The sequence below is a fragment of the Kribbella sp. NPDC050281 genome, from assembly GCF_040655855.1.
Lineage (GTDB): Bacteria > Actinomycetota > Actinomycetes > Propionibacteriales > Kribbellaceae > Kribbella.
In genome coordinates, this window is the sequence record NZ_JBFAKS010000009.1 from 175047 (window position 1) to 195903 (window position 20857).

20 protein-coding genes are annotated in these 20857 nt (G+C 68.8%); 3 read left to right on the plus strand and 17 right to left on the minus strand.

Annotated features, from left to right (window positions below; all coding sequences use genetic code 11):
* Positions 1–2: 2 nt before the first annotated feature.
* The 3 genes from aspS to AB0I34_RS12675 are packed head-to-tail and all read right to left on the minus strand — an operon-like array spanning position 3 to position 3834.
* Positions 3–1805, minus strand: a complete 1803-nt coding sequence (gene aspS / locus AB0I34_RS12665; RefSeq protein WP_360443967.1) for an aspartate--tRNA ligase — start codon at positions 1803–1805, stop codon at positions 3–5.
* Positions 1802–3148 (minus strand): histidine--tRNA ligase, encoded by a 1347-nt coding sequence (hisS, locus tag AB0I34_RS12670; RefSeq protein WP_360443970.1) that lies wholly within the window; start codon positions 3146–3148, stop codon positions 1802–1804. The genes aspS and hisS overlap by 4 nt, the downstream gene beginning before the upstream one ends.
* Positions 3145–3834 (minus strand): MBL fold metallo-hydrolase, encoded by a 690-nt coding sequence (locus tag AB0I34_RS12675; protein ID WP_360443973.1) that lies wholly within the window; start codon positions 3832–3834, stop codon positions 3145–3147. The genes hisS and AB0I34_RS12675 overlap by 4 nt, the downstream gene beginning before the upstream one ends.
* Before the next feature lie 235 nt (positions 3835–4069).
* On the opposite strand from AB0I34_RS12675, the gene AB0I34_RS12680 reads away from it, so the two are divergent.
* Together AB0I34_RS12680 and AB0I34_RS12685 are read left to right on the plus strand one after the other, a co-directional pair.
* Entirely contained in the window at positions 4070–5296 is a 1227-nt protein-coding gene (locus tag AB0I34_RS12680) for a DUF349 domain-containing protein (RefSeq protein WP_360443976.1), read from the plus strand.
* 52 nt (positions 5297–5348) lie between these two features.
* Complete coding sequence (locus AB0I34_RS12685) at positions 5349–6149, plus strand: hypothetical protein (protein WP_360443979.1); 801 nt, start codon at positions 5349–5351, stop codon at positions 6147–6149.
* A gap of 135 nt (positions 6150–6284) precedes the next feature.
* On the opposite strand, the gene AB0I34_RS12690 is transcribed toward AB0I34_RS12685, so the two are convergent.
* Positions 6285–7061, minus strand: a complete 777-nt coding sequence (locus AB0I34_RS12690) for a hypothetical protein (RefSeq protein WP_360443982.1) — start codon at positions 7059–7061, stop codon at positions 6285–6287.
* A 1-nt stretch (position 7062) separates the two neighbouring features.
* Complete coding sequence (locus AB0I34_RS12695; protein WP_360443985.1) at positions 7063–7644, minus strand: papain-like cysteine protease family protein; 582 nt, start codon at positions 7642–7644, stop codon at positions 7063–7065.
* 183 nt (positions 7645–7827) lie between these two features.
* Here AB0I34_RS12695 and AB0I34_RS12700 point away from each other — a divergent pair, with 183 nt between their 5' ends.
* Positions 7828–8727, plus strand: a complete 900-nt coding sequence (locus AB0I34_RS12700) for a hypothetical protein (RefSeq protein WP_360443988.1) — start codon at positions 7828–7830, stop codon at positions 8725–8727.
* Here the strand turns inward: AB0I34_RS12700 and AB0I34_RS12705 are convergent.
* The 12 genes from AB0I34_RS12705 to AB0I34_RS12760 all read right to left on the minus strand — a co-directional run bounded on the left by AB0I34_RS12705 (position 8724) and on the right by AB0I34_RS12760 (position 20829).
* Positions 8724–9431 (minus strand): hypothetical protein, encoded by a 708-nt coding sequence (locus AB0I34_RS12705; protein ID WP_360443991.1) that lies wholly within the window; start codon positions 9429–9431, stop codon positions 8724–8726. The genes AB0I34_RS12700 and AB0I34_RS12705 overlap by 4 nt on opposite strands.
* Before the next feature lie 182 nt (positions 9432–9613).
* Entirely contained in the window at positions 9614–10090 is a 477-nt protein-coding gene (locus AB0I34_RS12710) for a hypothetical protein (protein ID WP_360443994.1), read from the minus strand.
* Positions 10091–10095: 5 nt separating this feature from the next.
* The gene (locus AB0I34_RS12715; protein ID WP_360443997.1) at positions 10096–12294 is read right to left on the minus strand and encodes a bifunctional (p)ppGpp synthetase/guanosine-3',5'-bis(diphosphate) 3'-pyrophosphohydrolase; all 2199 of its coding nucleotides are present in this window, start codon (positions 12292–12294) and stop codon (positions 10096–10098) included.
* Between the two features lie 309 nt (positions 12295–12603).
* Entirely contained in the window at positions 12604–13143 is a 540-nt protein-coding gene (locus AB0I34_RS12720; protein WP_360444096.1) for an adenine phosphoribosyltransferase, read from the minus strand.
* Positions 13144–13145: 2 nt separating this feature from the next.
* The gene (gene secF, locus AB0I34_RS12725) at positions 13146–14330 is read right to left on the minus strand and encodes a protein translocase subunit SecF (protein WP_360444000.1); all 1185 of its coding nucleotides are present in this window, start codon (positions 14328–14330) and stop codon (positions 13146–13148) included.
* The gene (secD, locus tag AB0I34_RS12730; protein WP_360444003.1) at positions 14330–16087 is read right to left on the minus strand and encodes a protein translocase subunit SecD; all 1758 of its coding nucleotides are present in this window, start codon (positions 16085–16087) and stop codon (positions 14330–14332) included. The genes secF and secD overlap by 1 nt, the downstream gene beginning before the upstream one ends.
* A gap of 86 nt (positions 16088–16173) precedes the next feature.
* Positions 16174–16626 carry a preprotein translocase subunit YajC gene (gene yajC, locus AB0I34_RS12735; RefSeq protein ID WP_360444006.1) on the minus strand — a complete coding sequence of 151 codons (453 nt, stop codon included), beginning with the start codon at positions 16624–16626 and terminating at the stop codon, positions 16174–16176.
* Between the two features lie 189 nt (positions 16627–16815).
* Positions 16816–17862, minus strand: coding sequence for a Holliday junction branch migration DNA helicase RuvB (gene ruvB / locus AB0I34_RS12740; protein WP_360444008.1), 1047 nt, complete (start codon positions 17860–17862; stop codon positions 16816–16818).
* A gap of 3 nt (positions 17863–17865) precedes the next feature.
* Entirely contained in the window at positions 17866–18468 is a 603-nt protein-coding gene (gene ruvA / locus AB0I34_RS12745; protein ID WP_360444010.1) for a Holliday junction branch migration protein RuvA, read from the minus strand.
* Between the two features lie 25 nt (positions 18469–18493).
* On the minus strand, positions 18494–19090 hold the full coding sequence (gene ruvC / locus AB0I34_RS12750) for a crossover junction endodeoxyribonuclease RuvC (protein WP_360444013.1): 597 nt from the start codon (positions 19088–19090) through the stop codon (positions 18494–18496).
* A gap of 76 nt (positions 19091–19166) precedes the next feature.
* A complete protein-coding gene (locus tag AB0I34_RS12755) occupies positions 19167–20324 on the minus strand; it encodes a GNAT family N-acetyltransferase (protein WP_360444099.1) in 1158 nt (385 codons plus the stop codon).
* A 43-nt stretch (positions 20325–20367) separates the two neighbouring features.
* Complete coding sequence (locus AB0I34_RS12760) at positions 20368–20829, minus strand: hotdog fold domain-containing protein (RefSeq protein WP_360444016.1); 462 nt, start codon at positions 20827–20829, stop codon at positions 20368–20370.
* Between the last annotated feature and the right edge of the window lie 28 nt (positions 20830–20857).

Consider the following 20857-nt stretch of genomic DNA (forward strand, 5'->3'; position numbering starts at 1 on the left):
GTTCAGCCGTTACCGCCGCCGACACTGCCCGGAGCGTCGGACTTGCCCGGCGTGGCGTCGACGCCGGCCTCCTTGCGCTGGGCGGCGGTGATCGGCGCCGGCGCGGCGGTCAGCGGGTCGTACCCACCGCCGGACTTCGGGAACGCGATCACGTCGCGGATCGACTCGGTGCCGGCCAGCAGCGCGGTGATCCGGTCCCAGCCGAACGCGATCCCGCCGTGCGGCGGCGCGCCGAACTTGAACGCGTCGAGCAGGAAGCCGAACTTCTCCGAAGCCTCCTCGTCGGTCAGGCCCATCACCTTGAAGACCCGCTTCTGCACGTCCTCGCGGTGGATACGGATCGACCCGCCGCCGATCTCGTTGCCGTTGCAGACGATGTCGTACGCGTACGCCAGCGCCGAGCCCGGGTCGGTGTCGAAGGTCTCCAGCGAGTCCGGCTTCGGCGAGGTGAAGGCGTGGTGGACCGCGGTCCACGCACCCGAACCGACGGCGACGTCACCGGCGGCGGTCGCCTCATCTGCCGGCTCGAACAGCGGCGCGTCGACGACCCACACGAACGACCACGTCGACTCGTCGATCAGGCCACCGCGGCGGCCGATCTCCAGCCGGGCCGCGCCGAGCAGCGCCCGCGACGACTTCACCGGACCGGCGGCGAAGAAGATGCAGTCCCCCGGCTTCGCGCCAACGTGGTCGGCGATGCCCGCGCGCTCCTCGTCGGACAGGTTCTTGGCCACCGGGCCGCCGAGCTCGCCGTCCTGACCAACGAGCACGTACGCCAGACCGCGAGCTCCACGCTGCTTGGCCCAGTCCTGCCACGCGTCCAGCTGCTTGCGCGGCTGGTCCGCTCCCCCGGGCATCACGACGGCACCGACGTACGGCGCCTGGAACACCCGGAACGGCGTGTTCTTGAAGTACTCCGTGCACTCCACCAGCTCCAGGCCCATCCGCAGATCCGGCTTGTCGCTACCGAACCGCGCCATCGCCTCGGCGTACGTCATCCGCGGGATCGGCGTCTGGACGTCGTACCCGACGAGCTTCCAGAGCGCGGTCAGGACCTCCTCGGACAGCGCGATGATGTCGTCCTGGTCGACGAAGCTCATCTCGATGTCGAGCTGGGTGAACTCCGGCTGCCGGTCGGCCCGGAAGTCCTCGTCGCGGTAGCAGCGGGCGATCTGGAAGTACCGCTCCATCCCGGCCACCATCAGCAACTGCTTGAACAGCTGCGGCGACTGCGGCAGTGCGTACCAGCTGCCCGGCTGCAGGCGAGCGGGCACCAGGAAGTCGCGGGCGCCCTCGGGCGTGGAGCGGGTGAGCGTCGGCGTCTCGATCTCGACGAAGTCGTGCTTGGCCAAGACCTCACGGGCCGCCTTGTTGACCTCGCTGCGCAGGCGGATCGCCGTACCCGGGCCCTGGCGGCGCAGGTCGAGGTAGCGGTACTTCAGCCGGACCTCTTCGTTCACCGGCGTCGCGTGGTGCTCCTCGACCGGGAACGGCAGCGGCGCGGCCTCGTTCAGCACCTCGACCTCGGTCGCGATGATCTCGATCTCGCCGGTCGGGAGGTTCGGGTTCGCGTTGCCCTCCGGTCGCAGGGCGACCTCGCCGACGATCTTCAGGCAGTACTCCGAGCGCAGGCCGTGCGCGGCGTCCTCGTCGCGGATGACCACCTGCACGGTGCCGGTCGAGTCGCGCAGGTCGATGAAGGCCACGCCACCGTGATCGCGTCGCCGCGCCACCCAGCCCGCCAGGATCACGGTCTGCCCGGTGTGCTCGGCGCGCAACGAGCCTGCGGAATGGGTACGGATCACGAGTTCTCCTGAGTAGTGGTATCGATACGGGGTCGGATGTCGGCCTCGGGCGGCGTCCAGGTCGCGGCGTCGGCGGGCACCTGCTCACCGCTACGGATGTCCTTCACGGAGTCCTCAGCGGGACCGTCCGCTGTGCCTTTGAACCAGACGAACGGGATGCCCCGCCGGTCCGCGAACCGGATCTGCTTCCCGAACTTCGCCGCGGCCGGTGCCACCTCGACCGGGATCCCCCGGCCGCGCAACGTCGCCGCGGTCCGCATGGCCTCGGCCCGGTCCTCTTCCGCGGTGAGGGCCACGAGTACGGCGGTCGGCGTACTGCGGGTGCCCTTGAGCAACCCCTGGCTGACCAGCCGGTGCACCAACCGGGACACGCCGATCGAGATCCCCACACCTGGGTACGTCGTCTTGCCGTCGGACGCGAGGGCGTCGTACCGGCCACCGCCACCGACCGACCCGAACGACTCCTGGCCGACCAGGTACAGCTCGTAGACCGCGCCGGTGTAGTAGTCCAGGCCGCGGGCGATCCGCAGGTCGGCCATCAGCAGGCCGGGTGCGTGCTCGGCGGCCGCGGCCATCACCTGGCTCAGCTGCTCGAGCCCCTCGTCCAGCGTCGGGTGCTCGACGCCGAGCGCACGAACCTGATCCACGAAGGACGTGTCCGTGCTGGAGATGTCGGCCAGCTGCACCGCGAGCCGGGCCTGCTTGTCGGTCGCACCCGCCTCGATCAGCCGCTCGACGACCTTGTCCGGGCCGATCTTGTCGATCTTGTCGACGATCCGCAGCACCGAGGTCACGTCGTCCAGGCCGAGCCCGCGGTAGAAACCCTCGGGGATCTTGCGGTTGTTGACCTTGATCACGAACTCCGGCACCGGCAGCCGGCGCAGCGCGTCCGCGATCACCAGCGGGAGCTCGACCTCGTAGTGGTTCGGCAGCTCGCCGGAGTCGATGATGTCGACGTCCGCCTGGGTGAACTCGCGGTAGCGGCCCTCCTGCGGGCGCTCACCCCGCCAGACCTTCTGGATCTGGTAGCGGCGGAACGGGAAGACCAGCTTGCCGCTGTGCTCCAGCACGTACCGCGCGAACGGCACCGTCAGGTCGAAGTGCAGACCGAGCGCGGCGTCCTCATCGGCTCCGGCGGCGAGGCGCCGTACGCCGTAGATCTCCTTGTCCGCATCCTCGCCCTGGTTGGACAAACGCTCGACCGGCTCGACCGCGCGGGTCTCGATCGACGCGAAGCCGTGCAGCTCGAACGTCTCCCGGATCACGTCGAGGAACTGCTGCTCGACAATGCGATCCGCCGGCAAAAACTCGGGGAACCCACTCAATGGGGTCACCTTGCTCATGGTTTCGGTATCTCCAGGTCCTGCAAGTAGGGGTTGGTCGCCTTCTCCCGGCCGATCGTGGTCTGGCCACCATGACCCGGCAGGACGACGATCTCGTCGCGCATCGGCAGGATCTTGGTGGCCAACGTATGCAGCATCGCCGGATGGTCGCCCCCAGGCAGATCCGTCCGGCCGATCGACCCGGCGAACAACACGTCACCGGAGAACAGAACCGCGGGCACGTCTTCCGGCCCGTCGTACGGCGTGGTGAACGTGACCGAACCCCGGGTGTGCCCCGGCGTGTGGTCGACGGTGAAGCCGAGGCCGGCCAGCTCGAGACTCAGGCCGTCCTTGAGTTCGGAGACGTCGTCGGGCTCGGCGAACTCGTGGTTGCCGCCCAGCAGCATCCGCGCCGTCTCCGGGCTGAGGCCGGCCATCGGATCGGCCAGCAGGTGCCGGTCGTCCGGGTGGATCCAGGCGGTCGCGTCGTACGTCCCGCAGACCGGCAGGACCGAGAACATGTGGTCGATGTGACCGTGTGTGAGCAGGACGGCCACCGGTTTGAGCTTGTTCTCCCGGACCACCTGCTCGACGCCCGCGGCCGCGTCCTGGCCCGGGTCGACGACGATGCATTCCGCGCCCTGGCCGGTGGCGACGACGTAGCAGTTCGTACCCCACGACCCCGCGGGGAACCCGGCGATGAGCACGACTGACCTTCCTGGAACGGTTCGGGACCACCCAAGGCTACCGGTGCGAAGGCGGTGAGTTCGAACCGGATTGTGACGCAACACCGTTGCGTCCGCGACGGGAGTTTGTGATTGTTCAGGGATAAGCGTCGGGAAAGCGCCTCGACGCGCCCGGCCAGGCCTTGTTCGCGCGGTTGGACCAGGGACTGACCAGAATGGGCACGAGCGCAGTACATACCGCCGGAAGGGGCGAGTTGTGGCCGGAGAGAGCTGGGGCCGGGTAGCGGAGGACGGAACGGTCTTCGTACGGACCAAGGACGGTGAACGCGCGGTCGGCCAGTGGCCGGACGCCAACCCAGAGGAGGCCCTCGCCTTCTACACCCGCCGGTACGACGCCTTGGCGTTCGAGGTGGATCTGCTCGAACAGCGGGTCCAGGCCGGCACCGTGTCGCCCGACGACGCGCGCGCCGCGGTGAAGAAGGTGACCAGCTCGATCGAAGAGGCCCAGGCGGTCGGCGATCTCGACGGCCTGCGGACCCGGCTCGAGGCGCTCACCCCACTCGTCGCCCAGCAGCGCGAACGGCGCAAGGCCGAACGGGCCGCGAAGGTCGAGGAAGCCCGCTCCGCCAAGACCAAGATCGCCACCGAGGCCGAGACCATAGCGGCCGGCACCGACTGGCGCCACGGCGTCACCCGCCTGCGCGAACTGCTGGACGAGTGGAAGGCCCTGCCGCGGCTGGACAAGTCCAGCGACGACGAGCTGTGGCACCGGTTCTCTTCCGCGCGTACGACGTACACCCGGCATCGCAAGCAGCACTTCGCCGAGCTGTCCTCCAAGCGTGAGGAGGCGGCCGTGGTGAAGGAGCGGCTCGCGGCCGAGGCGGAGACGCTCGCGGCATCGACCGAGTGGGGTCCGACGTCGGGCCGCTTCCGCGACCTGATGCGGCAGTGGAAGGCCGCCGGCCCCGCGCCGCGCGAGGTGGACGACAAGCTGTGGGCGCGCTTCCGGGCCGCCCAGGACATGTTCTTCGGTGCCCGGGACGCCATCCAGGCCGAGGAGAACGCCGAGCAGGTCGAGAACCTCCGCGCCAAGGAGGCCCTGCTGGTGGAGATCGAGACGATCGTGCCGGTGGACGACGCGAAGACCGCGCGCGAGCAACTGCGCGAGTACCTCGACCGCTGGGACCAGATCGGCAAGGTCCCGCGCGACGCGATGCGCTCGGTCGACTCCCGCCTGCGCGCCGTCGAGCAGGCCGTCAAGTCCGCCGAGGACGAGGTCTGGAACCGCAGCAACCCCGAGGCCCGCGCCCGCGCCGAGGCCACCGTGAAGCAACTCCAGTCCCTCATCGCGGACCTGGAGAAGCAGGCTGCCAAGCACGAATCCCAAGGCAACGCCCGCAAAGCCACCGAAGCCCGAGAAGCCATAGCCGCCCGCCGAGAATGGCTCACCCAAGCCCAAAACGCCCTCACCGACTTCAGCTGACCCTGTGGATAACTCGAATCACGCCTAGGCGGTTGTCGGTCATCCTGCTGGGATGTTCCAGTACGACGAGCCCTACTACTTCGCGGGCATTCCCTTCACGGCCCGCCAGGTGCCGCGCAAACTCGCATGGCTGCTGGGCCGTGGCCTGATTCGCCAGCTCCTGAAGGGTGTCTACATCGATGTCCGGGTGCGTGACTCACCCCAGCTTCGGTGCGACGCCCTCCGCCTGGTCGTTCCGCAGGACGCTGTCGTGCGGGGTCGAGCCGCCGCGTGGCTCCACGGGATCGACACGACGGCACTCGGGGCTGAGGATCTCATCCAGCCTGAGTGGACCCATCAACCGATCACCGAGGTCGTCGAGGTCGACGGCATTCGGGTGACCAGCCCGGCAGCCACCGCACTCGGGCTGGCGATGCAGCTGCCACGGCCGTTTGCCCTGTCCGCTGTGGACGCCATCCTCCGCTCGGGCAAGGCCGACCGCTGGGCCCTTCGGGCCGCCTCGGCCGCGTACGAAGGCCATCGCGGCTATCGCCAGGGCCAGACGATCCTCCGCTACGCGGACCGACGCGCCGCCTCGCCTGGAGACTCCTGGCTTCGGCTCCGGCTTCTGGATGCTGGTTTCGGTACGCCCGACCTTCAGGTTCGCGTGGATGGGCCCAGCCGCGTCTACCGGCTTGATCTTGCTTATCCGGATCGGCCCGTGGATGGGAAGTGGCTGGGGTTGGAGTACGACAGCGACCAGTGGCACTCGACGCAGAAACAGCAGTTGCGCGACGAGACCCGGCGTACTGAGCTGGATGCTCTTGGCTGGCACGTGATCTCGGTACGGCGGACCGACCTGTGGGGCTCGTAGCCGGCGCTCGAGCTCGCTGTTGGCGCATTCCTGTGCCAGGAGCCCAGACTCCCCCGCCGCTGGTGACCGCCGCCGGTGGATCGGCAGGTCAGGCCGGTGGGGACTCCCGGTCTGACCTGCCGATTCCTCTAGGACCTACCGCGCACTGCGGAGGGTGGCTGCGGACCTCCGGTTGGCGCGGCGGTGATAGAGGCACGCCAGGCCCAGCAGGGCGATGGCGCCGACTGTGGAACCGAGGATGAGGTCGTTGTAGGTGTCGGTGGGTGCTGCGGCGGCGGTGTCGTAGCCGCCGGCTACGCCCTGGTCTGAGTAGTGGGTGCCGGGGAGTTTGTCGGAGTAGCGGGTGGAGACGAGCTCGTTGTAGGCAGCGATGGTGATCGGGCTGGGGCCGATCGACTTGGTGGCGGAGGCGTTGAGGGGGCGGATCCGGGTGCCCGTGAGGGCGTACCAGGCGCCGATCTGAGGCTCGGTGAAGACGACCGCGCCGCGGGCTGCGGCGAACATGCGGGCTTCGGTGTTACCGCTTGCCACGTTGACTGCCTGCCAAGCACCGGCTTGGTCTGGAGCGGTGTAGACCGTCAACGCCTGACCACCCTTGCTGGCGGGCGTGGCGGCGTACCAGAAGGTCGCCACTGGCGCCGAGGCGTCGCGAACGAAGGCCGGGTTGAGCGCGTACACCGCGTGGGTGTCCTGCGAGACCGTGGCCGCGGTCTTGGCAGATCCGGTCGAGACCTTGCCGAGCAGGCCGAGGGCCGTCGCCGAGTGTGCCGCGGTGGTTGCCTTTGACAACTCATCGCTGGAGACCGGCTCGGGACCGGCCGCACCGGCAGTCCCGCCGACGGTCAGCACGAGGCCGAGACCGACGGCCAGTACGGCGCTGAGACGGAGCAGGATGTTCTTCGGGCGGGGCATGTCAGGCTCCGATCCGGTACAGGGAGTGGGTCCAGGTGAACTGGGAGTTGGACCGGTACCAGGTGTACGTCGAGTAGTTGTAACGCGGGTCGTCCGGCCAGGGGTTGTAGTACTCGATCGTCGAATCGGAGGAGTCGTACCCGATGATGTCCATCATGTGCCCGCCGCCCGACGACCAGCCGATGCGCGTCATCACCGGGCGCCCGGCCGCGATCTCGCCGACGAGCGTGCTGAAGCTGAGCGTGGACGACACGTAGCTCCCGGCGCTGATCCCGATCGACCGGAACGCCCGCTGGTCGTTCGCCAGCGTGGCCTGGTTGTTCGGACATGTCACGTTCGTGCTGTTGCCGAAGGCCAGGTTGCAGAACTGGTTCTGCGAGTACGACTTCCCGTAGAAGGCGGCGATGCTGTTGCCGGTGGCGGCCCAGCACCAGTTCGACTTCTGCTGCGCCTGCCCGGTGACGTTCAGGTAGTAGCTGCCGGGCGCGGCCGAGGCGGGCGGAGCGAGCGGTACCAGCGTGGCCAGGCCGATGATCATTGCCAGAAGCAATGACCAGGTACGGCGGGGGCGGAGCCTGCGCATGGATCCTCCTTCGGTGGATGGGGAGAGATCCATCGTCAGGAGCACGTCCGCGCCCGGCAAGGACCGGCGGACCGGCCGGATGCCCACTGTGAACGCGACGCAGCCGTGAACAGCGCGTGACGAACTACTGCCGGACAGTGCTGTGAATGTTTACACTGACCGGCGGACCCAAGGAGCATCACCATGATCGAATCGTCGGTGCGGCCTGTGACTCCGGAAACGTCGTTCGCCGAGGCGCTGCGGCAGGCGATCGCGCGCCGTGGCCTGGCCCTGAACCGCATCCGCACGCATCTGGCCGACCGCGGGCTCCACGTCGGCGTCGCGACGCTCAGTACCTGGCAGAGCGGCCGCCGGATCCCGCGCGAGGACTCGCTGGCCGTCATCAGTGCGCTCGAGGAGCTCCTGCGGCTGCCACCCGGCTGGCTCACGGTTCGCATCCCGCCGGCCCGCAGCGAACCGGCCGCGACGACGCCGCCGTACGCCGTCGTCGACTATGCCGTGTCCCTCACCCGCCTGCTCGATCGGCTTCGTCGCGACGCTCACGGCCGGCTCCGCACCCTCTCCGTGCTCGACGAGATCCACCTCGGCCCGGACCGGAGCGCCCAGCGGAGACGCGTGACTCAGAGCGTTGTCGCCGTGGAGCCGGTGGACCGGCTCATCATCGCGCACCAAGGCGAACCCGGATGCGATGTCGACCAGCTCGCCCTGCACGCGGTGAGCGGCTGCCGGACCGGCCGGGTCGCGCGTGCTCCCGAGGCCGGCGCCATGCTGGCCGAGCTCCTGCTCGATCGGCTTCTCGCCGTCGGCGACACGGCTGTCGTGCACTACGAGATCGAGGACCGGACCGGCCTGCCGTCGGTGGACTACCCACGGTTCAGCGAGTGGGGCGGTGCGCACTACGTGCTCGAGGTGCAGTTCGACCGGGCCGCCCTGCCGGTTCGCGTGCACGAGTTCCGTCGCCGGCACACCAGCGGTCCCGATCTCCTGCGGCGCGAGCTGATGCTCACCGCCGACGGCCGCGCGCACGTCGTCGAACCCTCCGCCGATCCTGGCACGGTCGGCATCGCGTGGGAGTGGGACTAGGTCTGGAAACCGGCGTGGACGTGGTCGTGGTGGGTCTGGTCGGAGAAGAAGGCGGCGCCGGAGAGTTGGTACGGGCCGCCGACGTTGTAGGAGCCGAGGGATTCGGCCGCACGCATGTACGACGTGACCAGGGAGCGTGAGGTGCCTGGGGCGACGACCGCGTGGCCGTTGATCTGCCAGGTGTCGAAGGCTCGGCCGCGCGGATGGTCGCTGGGGCGGTTGGTGCCGAAGACGTTGATCGGATGGCCGGAGCGGATCACGCTGATGCCGATGCGGTAGGTCTTGGCGAGCTCGAGCATCGTGGTGAGCACGCTGTCGTGGACCTGCCCGGAGCGAATGTCCGCCGCGGAGGCCGGCGGCAGAGCGATCCGCTCACTGGCCAGCACCTTCCGAGCCACCGAGGACAACCGTGAGGTCGCCGCTCCGGGTTGCGCCGGATGCGTCGCGGTCACCCGCCAACTCCCGCCCGACCTGCTGAGCCGTACATCGACCGTGGTGCCGCTGGTCACGACGCGTCCGCCCGCAATCGTGTAGACACGGCAAGGCACCAGCACGCTGGCCGAATCGCTCAGGATCCCGCCGTACTGCGCGTCGATCACGTCGACCGCGGCCCGTGGCCGGCCCAGCAACTCCACCACCGCCGCCACCGCCGCCCGCTTGACCTCCGGATGAATCTCTCCCGCACCCGGCACCCACGGGCGCACCGCCGGCAATGCGATCGTGGGCCGTGGAGTCGCAGAGGCCGTCGGAGGTGGCGTCGTCACGACCGTCGGAGGTGCGGCTGAGGCCGGCGTACTCGAGGAAGCTGAGGTCGTTGGAGACGGGCTCGCAGGACTGCTGCATCCGGCCAGCAACCCAGCCCCGACGATCAGCAGACTGCGGCGTTTCACGAACAGACTCGGCAGTCCGTGTAGTCGCCGAGGAACAAGCCGTGCTCACGGCAACGAGTGAACGCCGTAGCGGCCGGCTCCGGATCCCACATCCGCGGCAGCTCCACCTGCTCAGCCGGCGGCCGGTAGTCCCGCACCACTTCCTCGTAATCGGCCAGATACTTCTCCGCGTACGGCGGCTCGTACGACAGCATCTCCCACCGGAAGCGCGCCTTCGCCAACCCGATCACCCGCAGCAGGAACCCACGCTCGGCCTCCCAGCCCACCGACGGCCACGGCAACTCGTCCAGATCGAAGCTCTCGTTACCCAGCCCGATCCGCGAATTGCACAGCAGCAAGGCGAACCCGCGCTGGAACCCGGTCTCCGCCAGCTCGCACGCCGCCAGCGCAAGCACGTCCAGGAACACGTCCGAACCACCATTGGACAGCCGCACGCGCGGCCCGGCGACCGAACTGCCGAAGGCGTTGCCCACCGCCCCTACTGAGTGACGCGGTAGACGTCGAAGACACCCTCGACGGACCGGACTGCCTTGAGGACGTGGCCGAGGTGGGTCGGGTCGCCCATCTCGAAGGTGAAGCGGGACTTGGCGATCCGGTCGCGGGTCGTGGTCAGGGCCGCGGACAGGATGTTGACGTGGTAGTCGGACAGCACGCGGGTGATGTCCGACAGCAGACGCGCCCGGTCCAGCGCCTCGACCTGGATCGCGACCAGGAAGACGGACTGGGCGGTCGGGGCCCACTCGACCTCGACGATCCGCTCCGGCTGGGTCTGCAGGTTCTCGACGTTGGCGCAGTCGGCCCGGTGCACCGAGACGCCGGCGCCGCGGGTGATCCAGCCGATGATCTCGTCGCCCGGAACCGGCGTACAGCAGCGCGCCAGCTTGGACAGGATGTCGGTCGCGCCCTTGACGATGACACCAGCATCGCCACGAGCCGTCCGCTTGCGCCGCTCCCGGGTGGCCGGCAGGTGGACGCCCTCGGCCAGGTCCTCGGCCGCGCCCTCCTCACCGCCGTACGTCTCGATCAGACGCCGTACGACGGCCTGTGCGCTCACGTGGCTCTCGCCGACCGCGGCGTACAGGCCGGTGACGTCCGGGTAGCGCAGCGAGTTCGCCACCGCGGTGAGGGTCTCGTGCGACAGCAGTCGCTGCAGCGGCAGGCCCTCCTTGCGCAGCTGCTTGGCGATCGCGTCCTTGCCGTGCTCGATCGCCTCGTCCCGGCGCTCCTTGGAGAACCAGTGCTTGATCTTGTTCCGCGCCCGCGGGCTCTTGACGAAGGACAGCCAGTCGCGGGACGGACCCGCGCCCTGGGCCTTCGAGGTGAAGACCTCGACGACGTCACCGTTCTCGAGCGTGCTCTCCAGCGGCACCAGGCGGCCGTTCACCCGGGCGCCGATGCAGCGGTGCCCGACCTCGGTGTGGATGGCGTACGCGAAGTCGACCGGCGACGACCCGGTCGGCAGGGACATCACGTCACCGCGCGGGGTGAAGACGTACACCTCGGAGTTGTTGATCTCGAACCGCAGCGAGTCGAGGAACTCCGACGGGTCGGAGGTCTCGCGCTGCCAGTCGACCAACTGCCGGACCCACGGCATCTCGTTGGGCCCGCCGATCTCGGTGCTGGACGGACCGGCCGCCTCGGGCACTCCCGAGGTCGGGTCCTCCTTGTACTTCCAGTGCGCGGCGATGCCGTACTCGGCCCGCCGGTGCATCGAGAAGGACCGGATCTGCAGCTCCACCGGCTTGCCCTGCGGGCCGATCACCGTGGTGTGCAGCGACTGGTACATGTTGAACTTCGGCATCGCGATGTAGTCCTTGAACCGGCCGGGCACCGGGTTCCACCGCGCGTGCAGGATGCCGAGCGCGGCGTAACAGTCCCGGACCGACTCGACCAGCACGCGAATGCCGACCAGGTCGTAGATGTCGCCGAACTCGCGGCCGCGGACGATCATCTTCTGGTAGATCGAGTAGTAGTGCTTCGGCCGGCCGGTGACGGTCGCCTTCACCTTGGCCGCACGCAGGTCCTCGTGCACCTGGTCGATCACGGACGCCAGGTACTCGTCCCGCGACGGTGCGCGCTCGGCGACCAGCCGGACGATCTCGTCGTACACCTTCGGGTGCAGGGTCGAGAAGGACAGGTCCTCGAGCTCCCACTTGATCGTGTTCATACCGAGCCGGTGGGCCAGCGGGGCGTAGATCTCGAGCGTCTCGCGGGCCTTCCGCTCCTGCTTCTCCTGCCGCAGGAACCCGAGCGTGCGCATGTTGTGCAGCCGGTCGGCGAGCTTGATCACCAGCACCCGGATGTCCTTGGACATCGCGACCACCATCTTGCGGATGGTCTCGGCCTGCGCCGACTCGCCGTAGCGGACCTTGTCCAGCTTGGTGACGCCGTCGACCAGCATGGCGATCTCTTCGCCGAAGTCGCGGGTCAGCTCGTCCACCGTGTACGGCGTGTCCTCCACGGTGTCGTGGAGCAGCGCGGCGCACAGGGTCGGCGCGGTCATACCGAGCTCGGCCAGGATGGTGGCGACGGCGAGCGGGTGGGTGATGTACGCGTCACCGCTCTTGCGCATCTGGCCGGTGTGGTACTTCTCCGCGGTCCGGTAGGCGCGCTCGATCATGCCGAGATCGGCCTTCGGGTGGGTCGCCCGGACGACCCGGAACAGCGGCTCGAGCATGGGCGCCCGGTTCGGGTGCCTGGTGCCGCCGAGGCGGGCCAGGCGGGCCCGGACGCGGGCTGGAGCGATCCTCGGCGGTTGGGCGGCAGGCGGCTCCGGCGCCGGGCGCACCGGTACCGGCGCGCGCGGAGGCTCCTGCGGTGCAACGTTCGGCACCGCTGATGCAATCGCCGGGTCTTCGCCCACGTTGTGTCCCTCCGCCGACAGACCACCAGTCTAGGGGGCGTCGGCCAACGGGGCAGAAACACCCTGTGGACAACACGCCGGGTCAACTCCCGGTCGCGGAGAGTTTGCCCGGAATCGGAACTGTCAGACGGTCACGAGGGCGCTCAGCTGCTCCCCCGCCAGGCGCTTGCGGCCCGGGAGGAAGGAAAGCTCGAGGAGGACCGCCGTATCGACCACCTCGGCCTCGCAGCGGCGGATCAGGCGCAGACAGGCCTCGACCGTGCCACCGGTGGCGAGTACGTCGTCGATCACGAGCACTCGATCACCCGGCGTGAACGCGTCCTGGTGCACCTCGATGGTCGCCTCGCCGTACTCCAGCGCGTACGACTCCTCGTACGTCGCGGCCGGCAGCTTCCCCTTCTTGCGCACCGGCACGAACCCGGCGCCGAGGGCGAGTGCGACCGGGGCGGCCAGGATGAACCCGCGTGCCTCGATCCCGACCACCTTGTCGACCACCGGGTTCCCGTCGTCGTCACGCCCGAACGCGGCCAGCGCGTCGACCACCTGGGCGAACCCGCCGTGGTCGGCCAGCAGCGGGGTGATGTCCTTGAACACCACCCCCTGCTGCGGGTAGTCCGGGATGTCGCGAATGCCGTCGGCGAGGACCTGCTCCAGCGTCCGCATCGTCACTTGCCGCGCTTCGAGCGCGGTTTGCGCGACGGCTGTGGGCGTCCGGCCGCGGCGGCCTTCATCGGCCGTGACGCCGGCGTCGGCGCCGTACCAGCCGGGCGGTCCTGCTTGCGCGGCGTGTCCTGTACGGCGGTCCGCGCGGCGACCGCACCAGCACCGGCCGTCGCCACGGCAGGAGCCGGCGTACCGGCGGCCGCGGCCTGAGCCCGCTTGGCCATCACCCGGCGGCGCAGCGCCTGCATACCCGGCTCACGCTCCTTGAAGACCGCGAGCAGCGCCGGAGCGATGAAGATCGACGAGTACGCACCGACCGCGATACCGATGAACAGCGCCAGCGACAGGTCCTTCAGCGGTCCGGTCCCCAGCACGACGGTGCCGACGACCAGGATCGAGCCGACCGGCAGCAGCGCGGTGATCGTGGTGTTGATCGACCGTACGACGGTCTGGTTGACGGCCAGGTTGGTCGCGTCGGAGTAGGTGAACCGGTTGGACCCGGTGATGCCCCGGGTGTTCTCCCGCACCTTGTCGAACACCACGACCGTGTCGTACAGCGAGTAACCGAGGATGGTCAACACGCCGATCACCGTCGCCGGGGTGACGTCGAAGCCGATGATCGCGTACAGCCCGACCGTGATCGTCACGTCGTGGATCAGCGCGATGATGGCGGCCATCGAGGCCTTGGGTTCTCGGAAGTACAGCCAGATCACCGCGAACACCAAGACGAGGAACACGATCAGCGCCAGGATCGCCTTGTTCGCGATCTGCTTCCCCCAGGAGGCGCCGATCTGCTGCGAGGTCACCTGGTCGATCGGTATGCCGGCCTCCTGGGCCACCGCGGCTCGCACCTTCGCGATGTCGTCCTGGCCGAGCGGCTTGGTCTGCACCCGCACCGCGCCGTCGCCGATCGTCGTGACGACCGGGTCACCGAGATCTTTGGCGTTGGTCGCCTTCACCGCGTCGGTGAAGTTCTGCACCGTGTCGCCGGTGACCTTGACCTTGGCCTGGTACTCGACACCGCCCTTGAACTCGATTCCGAGCGCCAGGCCGCGGGCGAACAGGCCGGCCAGCGACACGATCACCAGGATCGCGGAGACGCTGAACCAGAGCTTGCGATGACCGATGAAGTCGTAGGAGACGTCACCGCGGTGCAGCTTGGCACCGAGTTGTCCGAGCTTCGACATCAGACCTCCCCTCCGACCGGCTTGCGCGTCGGCGGCGTCTTGCGCGGCCGCGCCGTCGGTTTCATCTGCCCGGGCAGCCGTTCCACGCCGAGATGCTCCGGATCCAGGCCGGACAGCTTGTGTCCGTGGCCGAAGAAGTCCGTCCGGGCCAGCAGGGTCACCAGCGGCTTGGTGAACATGAAGACGATCAGCAGGTCGATCAGCGTGGTCAGGCCGAGCGTGAACGCGAAGCCCTTCACGCTGCCGATGGCGAGGACGTAGAGGACCACCGCGGCCAGCAGCGAGATCGAGTCGGCCGCGATGATGGTGTGCTTGGCCCGGGCCCAGCCGGTCTCGACCGACGAGCGCAGGCTGCGGCCCTCGCGTACTTCGTCGCGGAGGCGTTCGAAGTAGATGATGAACGAGTCCGCGGTGATACCGACAGCGACGATCAGACCCGCGATGCCGGCCAGGCTCAGGGTGAACCCGATCGCCTTGCCGAGCAGGATCACGGTGGCGCCGGTCAGGATGCCGGCGATCGCGAGCGACGCCACTACCACGATGCCCAGACCGCGGTAGTACAGGAACGAGAAGATCACGACCAGCGCCAGACCGATCAGACCGGCCCAGATACCGGCCGACAGTTGGTCACCACCGAGCTGCGGCGACACCGTCTCGACCGAGGAGATGTCGAACGACACCGGCAGCGCGCCGTACTTCAGCACGTTCGCCAGGTCGCGGGCCTCGGCCTCGGTGAACGTGCCGGTGATCTGTGCCTGACCGCCGGGGATCGGCTGCGCGACGCTCGGGGCCGAGATGGTCACGCCGTCCAGCACGATCGCGAACTGGTTCTGGCCCTCGCCGCGCTGCGAGATGGCCGTCGTCGCGTCGAGGAAGTTGTCGCCGCCCTCGCCGGTGAACTTCAGGTTGACCTGCCACTGGAAGCCGCCCTGCGGGATGCCCGCGGTGGCGTCGGACAGGTCGGTGCCCTTCATGATCGCGGGACCGAGCAGGTACTTGGTCGTCCGCTGGCGGTCGCAGGAGAACAACGGCTTGTTCGGGTCGTCCGTCTGCGCCGCGATGTCCTTGTCGGTGCACTGGAACGCCGCGAACGCCGCCTGGGTGGCCGCGTCCGGGGTGTACTTCAGCGGGTCACCGGTGGCAGCCGGCGTGGCCGGCGTCGCAGCCGGAGTGCTCGGCTTGGCGGTCGCCGGGGTGCTCGGCTTCGGGGTCGGCGTCGGCGTGGCGTTGCCGAGGGCGCTGCTCCAGGCCCGCCCGTTCGGCGTGTTCGCCGGCGTACTGGGCTTGACCGTGGTGCTCGGCTTCGGCGTCGTGGTCGGCTTCGCACTCGGCTTCGGCGTACCCGTGGGGGTCGGCGCCGGAGTCGGCGCCGGCGCGCCCGCCTGGGCGTCGTACACGATCCGGAAGTAGAGCAGCGCGGTCTGACCGATCTGCTTCACCAGGGCGTCCTGCGTGGCCCCCGGGACGGCCACGTTGATGTGGTTCGCCCCGGAGGTGGTGATGTCGGCTTCCGCGACACCCGCACCGTTGACCCGCTGGGAGATGATGTTCTTCGCCTCGTTCAGCTGGTCGGCGGTCACCGAACCACCACCGGCGAGCGAATTCGCCGTCAGGGTGATGGTGGTGCCACCGCGCAGGTCCAGACCGAGCTTGGGCTTCCAGGTCTTGGTGAGCCCCATGATCCCGAACAGCAGGACCACAATGACCCCCAAGACGATCAGTAGCCGCCCGGGGCGGGATGTCGTCGTCGTTGCCACGTCAGTTTCAACCTTTGTGCTTCTGGGCGCGCCACACCATCTTGTGGACGCTGATGACCGCGCCGCACTCCGTCAGGGGCGGTGGATCAGTTCTCGGTGTGCGTCGGCGGGAGCTTCGGCGCGTCCTGCACCTTGTCCGCGGCCTTGTCCTTGCCTGCGTCCGGTACGTCGACGGAGTCCTTCTCGGCGTCGTCGGCCAGATCCTGTCCGGCCGGCTCCTCGATCGTCGCGGCGGGGTCCTCGTCCGGGACCACCCGGCCGACCGCGGCCTTGACCACCTGCACCAGCACGCCCTCGGAGATCTCCAGGGTCACGTACTCGTCGTCGGTCTCCTCGACGATCCCGACCAGGCCACTGGTCGTGATCACCTTCGTGCCCGGGGTGAGAGCGGCCACGGTCTCGGCCTGGCGCGCCCGCTGCTTACGCTGGGTGCGGCTCATGAACCAGATCATTCCGACGATCAGAATCAGCGGAAGCAGGAAGGTGAAGGCGGAGCCACCGCCCCCGGAAGAGGCGAGCGGTACGGCGATGAGTTGCATCGGGACTCAGAATCCTTCGTCGTCGGGAGTACGGGCGTCCGGCACGCTCTGCAAGCGCGCAGGTCGCAGCGGAATGACCTTAGGTCAGGCCACCGGGGAGTCTAGCCGTGGGCGGCAACAAGTACCTCATGACACCGGGTCACGTTTGCGTTACTCGACTCGGCCGGCGGACCGATCAACACACAGTATTCAGTCTTCGTCAAAAAGCGTGTCGGCGAACGTCGCGCCCTTCGGGACTTTCAGGCCGATGTGCCGCCAGGCCGCGGGCGTGGCGACGCGACCACGCGGCGTACGGGCCAGATAGCCCGACCGGACCAGGAATGGTTCGGCCACTTCCTCCACAGTCTCACGTTCTTCGCCGACCGCAACAGCCAGCGTCGAAAGTCCGACCGGTCCGCCGCCGAATCGGCGGCACAAGGCGTCCAGGACCGACCGGTCCAGCCGATCCAGGCCCATCTTGTCCACTTCGTAGAGCTCGAGGGCCGCTTTCGACAGCGCGAGCGTGATGATCCCGTCCGCTCGGACCTCTGCGTAGTCGCGGACGCGACGGAGCAGCCGGTTCGCGATGCGCGGCGTACCGCGGGACCTGGACGCAATCTCCGCCGCACCCTCCGGTGTGATGTCCACGTCGAGAAGCGCGGCCGACCGATTCACGATCTTCTCCAGCTCGGCCGCCTCGTAGAACTCCAAGTGACCGGTGAACCCGAACCGGTCACGCAGCGGCCCTGGCAGCAGCCCGGCTCGCGTAGTCGCGCCGACCAAAGTGAACGGCGGGATTTCCAGCGGAATCGCGGTCGCGCCCGGCCCCTTGCCGACGATCACGTCAACGCGGAAGTCCTCCATCGCCATGTAGAGCAATTCCTCAGCAGGGCGGGACATCCGGTGGATCTCATCCAGGAACAGGACCTCGCCTTCGCTCAGTCCGGACAGGATCGCGGCCAGGTCACCGGCATGCTGGATCGCCGGCCCGCTCGTGATCCGCAGCGGTGCGGACAGCTCGCTGGCGATGATCATCGCCAGCGTCGTCTTGCCCAACCCGGGCGGTCCGGACAACAGAACGTGATCCGGTGCCCGGTTGCGCCCTCGCGCCGCGTGCAGCACCAGCTCGAGTTGCTCACTGACCCGGCGCTGGCCGCCGAACTCGGCCAGCGTGCGCGGCCGCAGCGCGGACTCGATCTTGCGTTCCTCGAGGTCCACCGCGTCCGCGGACACCAGCGGCCGGACCTTGTCCTCCATCGGCTAAGCCTTCGAAAGCACGCGCAGCGCGGCGCGGAGCAGGTCGGGGACGGACGGATTCGGGTTGTCGGCAGCCAGCGGCGACACCGCGGTGACGGCGTCCTCGGCGTCACGGGTCGACCACCCCAGGCCGACCAGACCGGCATGCACCTGGTCCCGCCAAGCTTCCTGGGACTGCAGCGGGCGGCCGGTCACCGTCTTCGACGGCGCACCGATCTTGTCCTTCAGCTCCAGCACGATCCGCTGCGCACCCTTCTTGCCGATCCCCGGAACCTTCACCAGTACGGCGAGATCCTCGGAGGCGACGGCCTGGCGCAACTGGTCCGGGCTGAGCACGGCGAGTGCGGCCTGCGCCAGCTTCGGCCCGACACCGGACGCCGTCTGCAGCAACTCGAACAGGCTCTTCTCGTCGTCGTCGGCAAACCCGTACAGCGTCAGGGAGTCCTCGCGCACCACCATCGAGGTGGACACCCGCGCCTCCTGCCCCGGACGCAACCCCGCCAGCGTGCCGGGGTGACAGAACACCTGCAGGCCCACTCCCCCGACCTCGATCACGGCACTGTCCACCCCGATTGCCGCCACCGGGCCGCGCACGAACGCGATCATCCCCGACCTCCTTGCACGACCGTGCTCATCTCTTGCTCTCCTGCGCCGCTACCGCCGCACGCAGTCTGGCCACCTGCAGACGCGATTGCGCCTGCGCCATGGCTTCCAGATTCGACCGGCTGGCGGCTGCTTCCTGCAGCTTGCTGGTCACGCCGCCGCGCCACACCTGACAGATCGCGAGCGCCAACGCGTCGGCGGCATCGGCGGGCGTCGGACGCTCGGCCAGCTTGAGGATCCGCGTGACCATCGTGGTCACCTGCTCCTTGCCGGCCCGCCCCGAACCCGTCACCGCCGCCTTCACCTCACTCGGTGTGTGCAGCGAGACCGGTAGACCGCGCCGAGCAGCCACCACCATGGCCACCCCTGAGGCCTGCGCCGTACCCATCACTGTGCGGACGTTGTGCTGCGCGAACACCCGCTCGACCGCGACCGCATCCGGCCGGTGCTCGGTGATCCACTGGTCCAGCTCGGCCTCGATCCGCACCAGCCGCCGGGACACATCCAGATCGGCCGGCGTCCGGATCACGCCAACGGCGACCAGCGCCGGCGGCTTGCCCGGGGTGCCCTCGACGACGCCGAGGCCGCACCGGGTCAATCCCGGGTCGACGCCGAGCACTCGCATGGATCACCTCCGAACGTTTGTTCGACAACCCTAACGGCCGCCCGCGAGGCCCCGGAAATCGACGCGCCGCCCCGCCTCAGAAGAAGTCGAGCATGTACGCCGTGGGGCCGCCGAAGGCCGTGTCGATCGCGAGATCCGCAGCGCTTTGGCCCGTGGCCAATCCCGACGATCGCAGGGCGTTGAGCGGCGTACCGGCGTACAGAGCTGCCAGTCCGCGCGGGCCGACGCGCAGTGCGTCACCAGACGGCTGTGCGGACGTGAGACTGCCGTCGCCGTCAGCGACGGACAGGTGCCAGTCGCCTGTGTTCGCCGGCACGTCGGGGTCGTCGATCCGCAGGTCAACCTCCAGTACGGCGCCGGGCGCGAACCCGCGAGCCGCGATCGCGGCCGGGGCGTCGAGCAGCCTGAGCATCCAGCGCGAGACGTTCGCGGTGGAGTCCGCCTCGTGCTCGGCCATCAGGTTGATCGGATCGGTCGGCGGGGTGTACGCGTGCACAGTCCTCGCGATCGACGCACCTGATCCGACCGTCGTCCACAACGCCCGCGTCGTCTCCTCGGATCCGGCGATCAGTTCGTCGACGGACAGGTTCTGCTCGGACCAGTTGTAGACGACGAAACCGTCGTCGGCGACGTACGCGAAGTTTGCCTCGTCCTCCAGCCAGGACTCCAGCTGGGCGAGCGGCCAGATCAGCGGACCGTTGGACCGGCGGCTCTCATGCACCTTGCTCGCCAGGTCGATGACCAACTGAGCATCCTCCCGGCCCGCCTTCCGCAGCGTCACGCCTTTGCCGCCCAGTGACCGCAGGTCGGACGACTGGAAGGAGAACTTGTAGCGGCCGCCGGCGAACTCGTACCCCAGGTGCCGATAGAGCACTGTCGTCGCCGGATACAGGCCGGACAGCGGACAGCCCATCTCGACACTGCGCTGCAGCACCCCGCGCATGAGCATGCTGCCGACTCCGCGGCCGCGGTACTCCGGCGACACGACGACGCCCGCAATGCCGGCCATCGAGACCCGTCGACCGCCCCACCACTGCTGGAAGGGCCAGATCCGGGCCGCGGCGACGACCACGTCCCCGTCGGCCACTCCGACGTACCGGCCGTCCTCGATGAACCGCAGCGCATCCTTGCGCCACTCGTCCTTGTCCCCACCCGGTCCGAACGACCTCAGCCGGACCTCCCACACCGAGTCCAGATCAGCCTCGGAGACATCCACCACCCGCAGCGCATCCATCACGCCGCAGACCCTACGTGAGCCGTCGCCGGGCTGCTCGCTATTACTTCCGGTCCGTCACCCAGAGATGGATGGTGCCCTCGACAACAACCGTGCCGTCGTCCCGCGTCGCCTGGACCCGCACCGGCACATCCGGCCCCGCCGCCCAGGCACCCGGATCCGTCTCGGCAGAGCACGTCAGGTCGGACGTCGACTTGGCCAGATACGCGACCTCCATCCCCTTCGGCAGCCAGCGTTTCCCCACCGGAACGGTCGCCTCGGCCAACGCCCCCATCGCCGCCTCGAGACCGTTGCACACGGCAATCGCATGCACCGTGCCGATGTGGTTCTGCACCGCCCGCCGCTTCGGCAAGACGAGCGCCGCGTAGTTGGGACTCACCTGAACGAACCTCGGCCGAATCGACCGGAAGTACGGCGCCTGCCACGTGAACGCCCGCGAAAACACCCGCTCCCCACCAGGCAGCCCCCGCAACCGCTCCCACATCCCCAACACCCGACTCGCCATCCCCACATGTTACCCACGAGTCACGAGC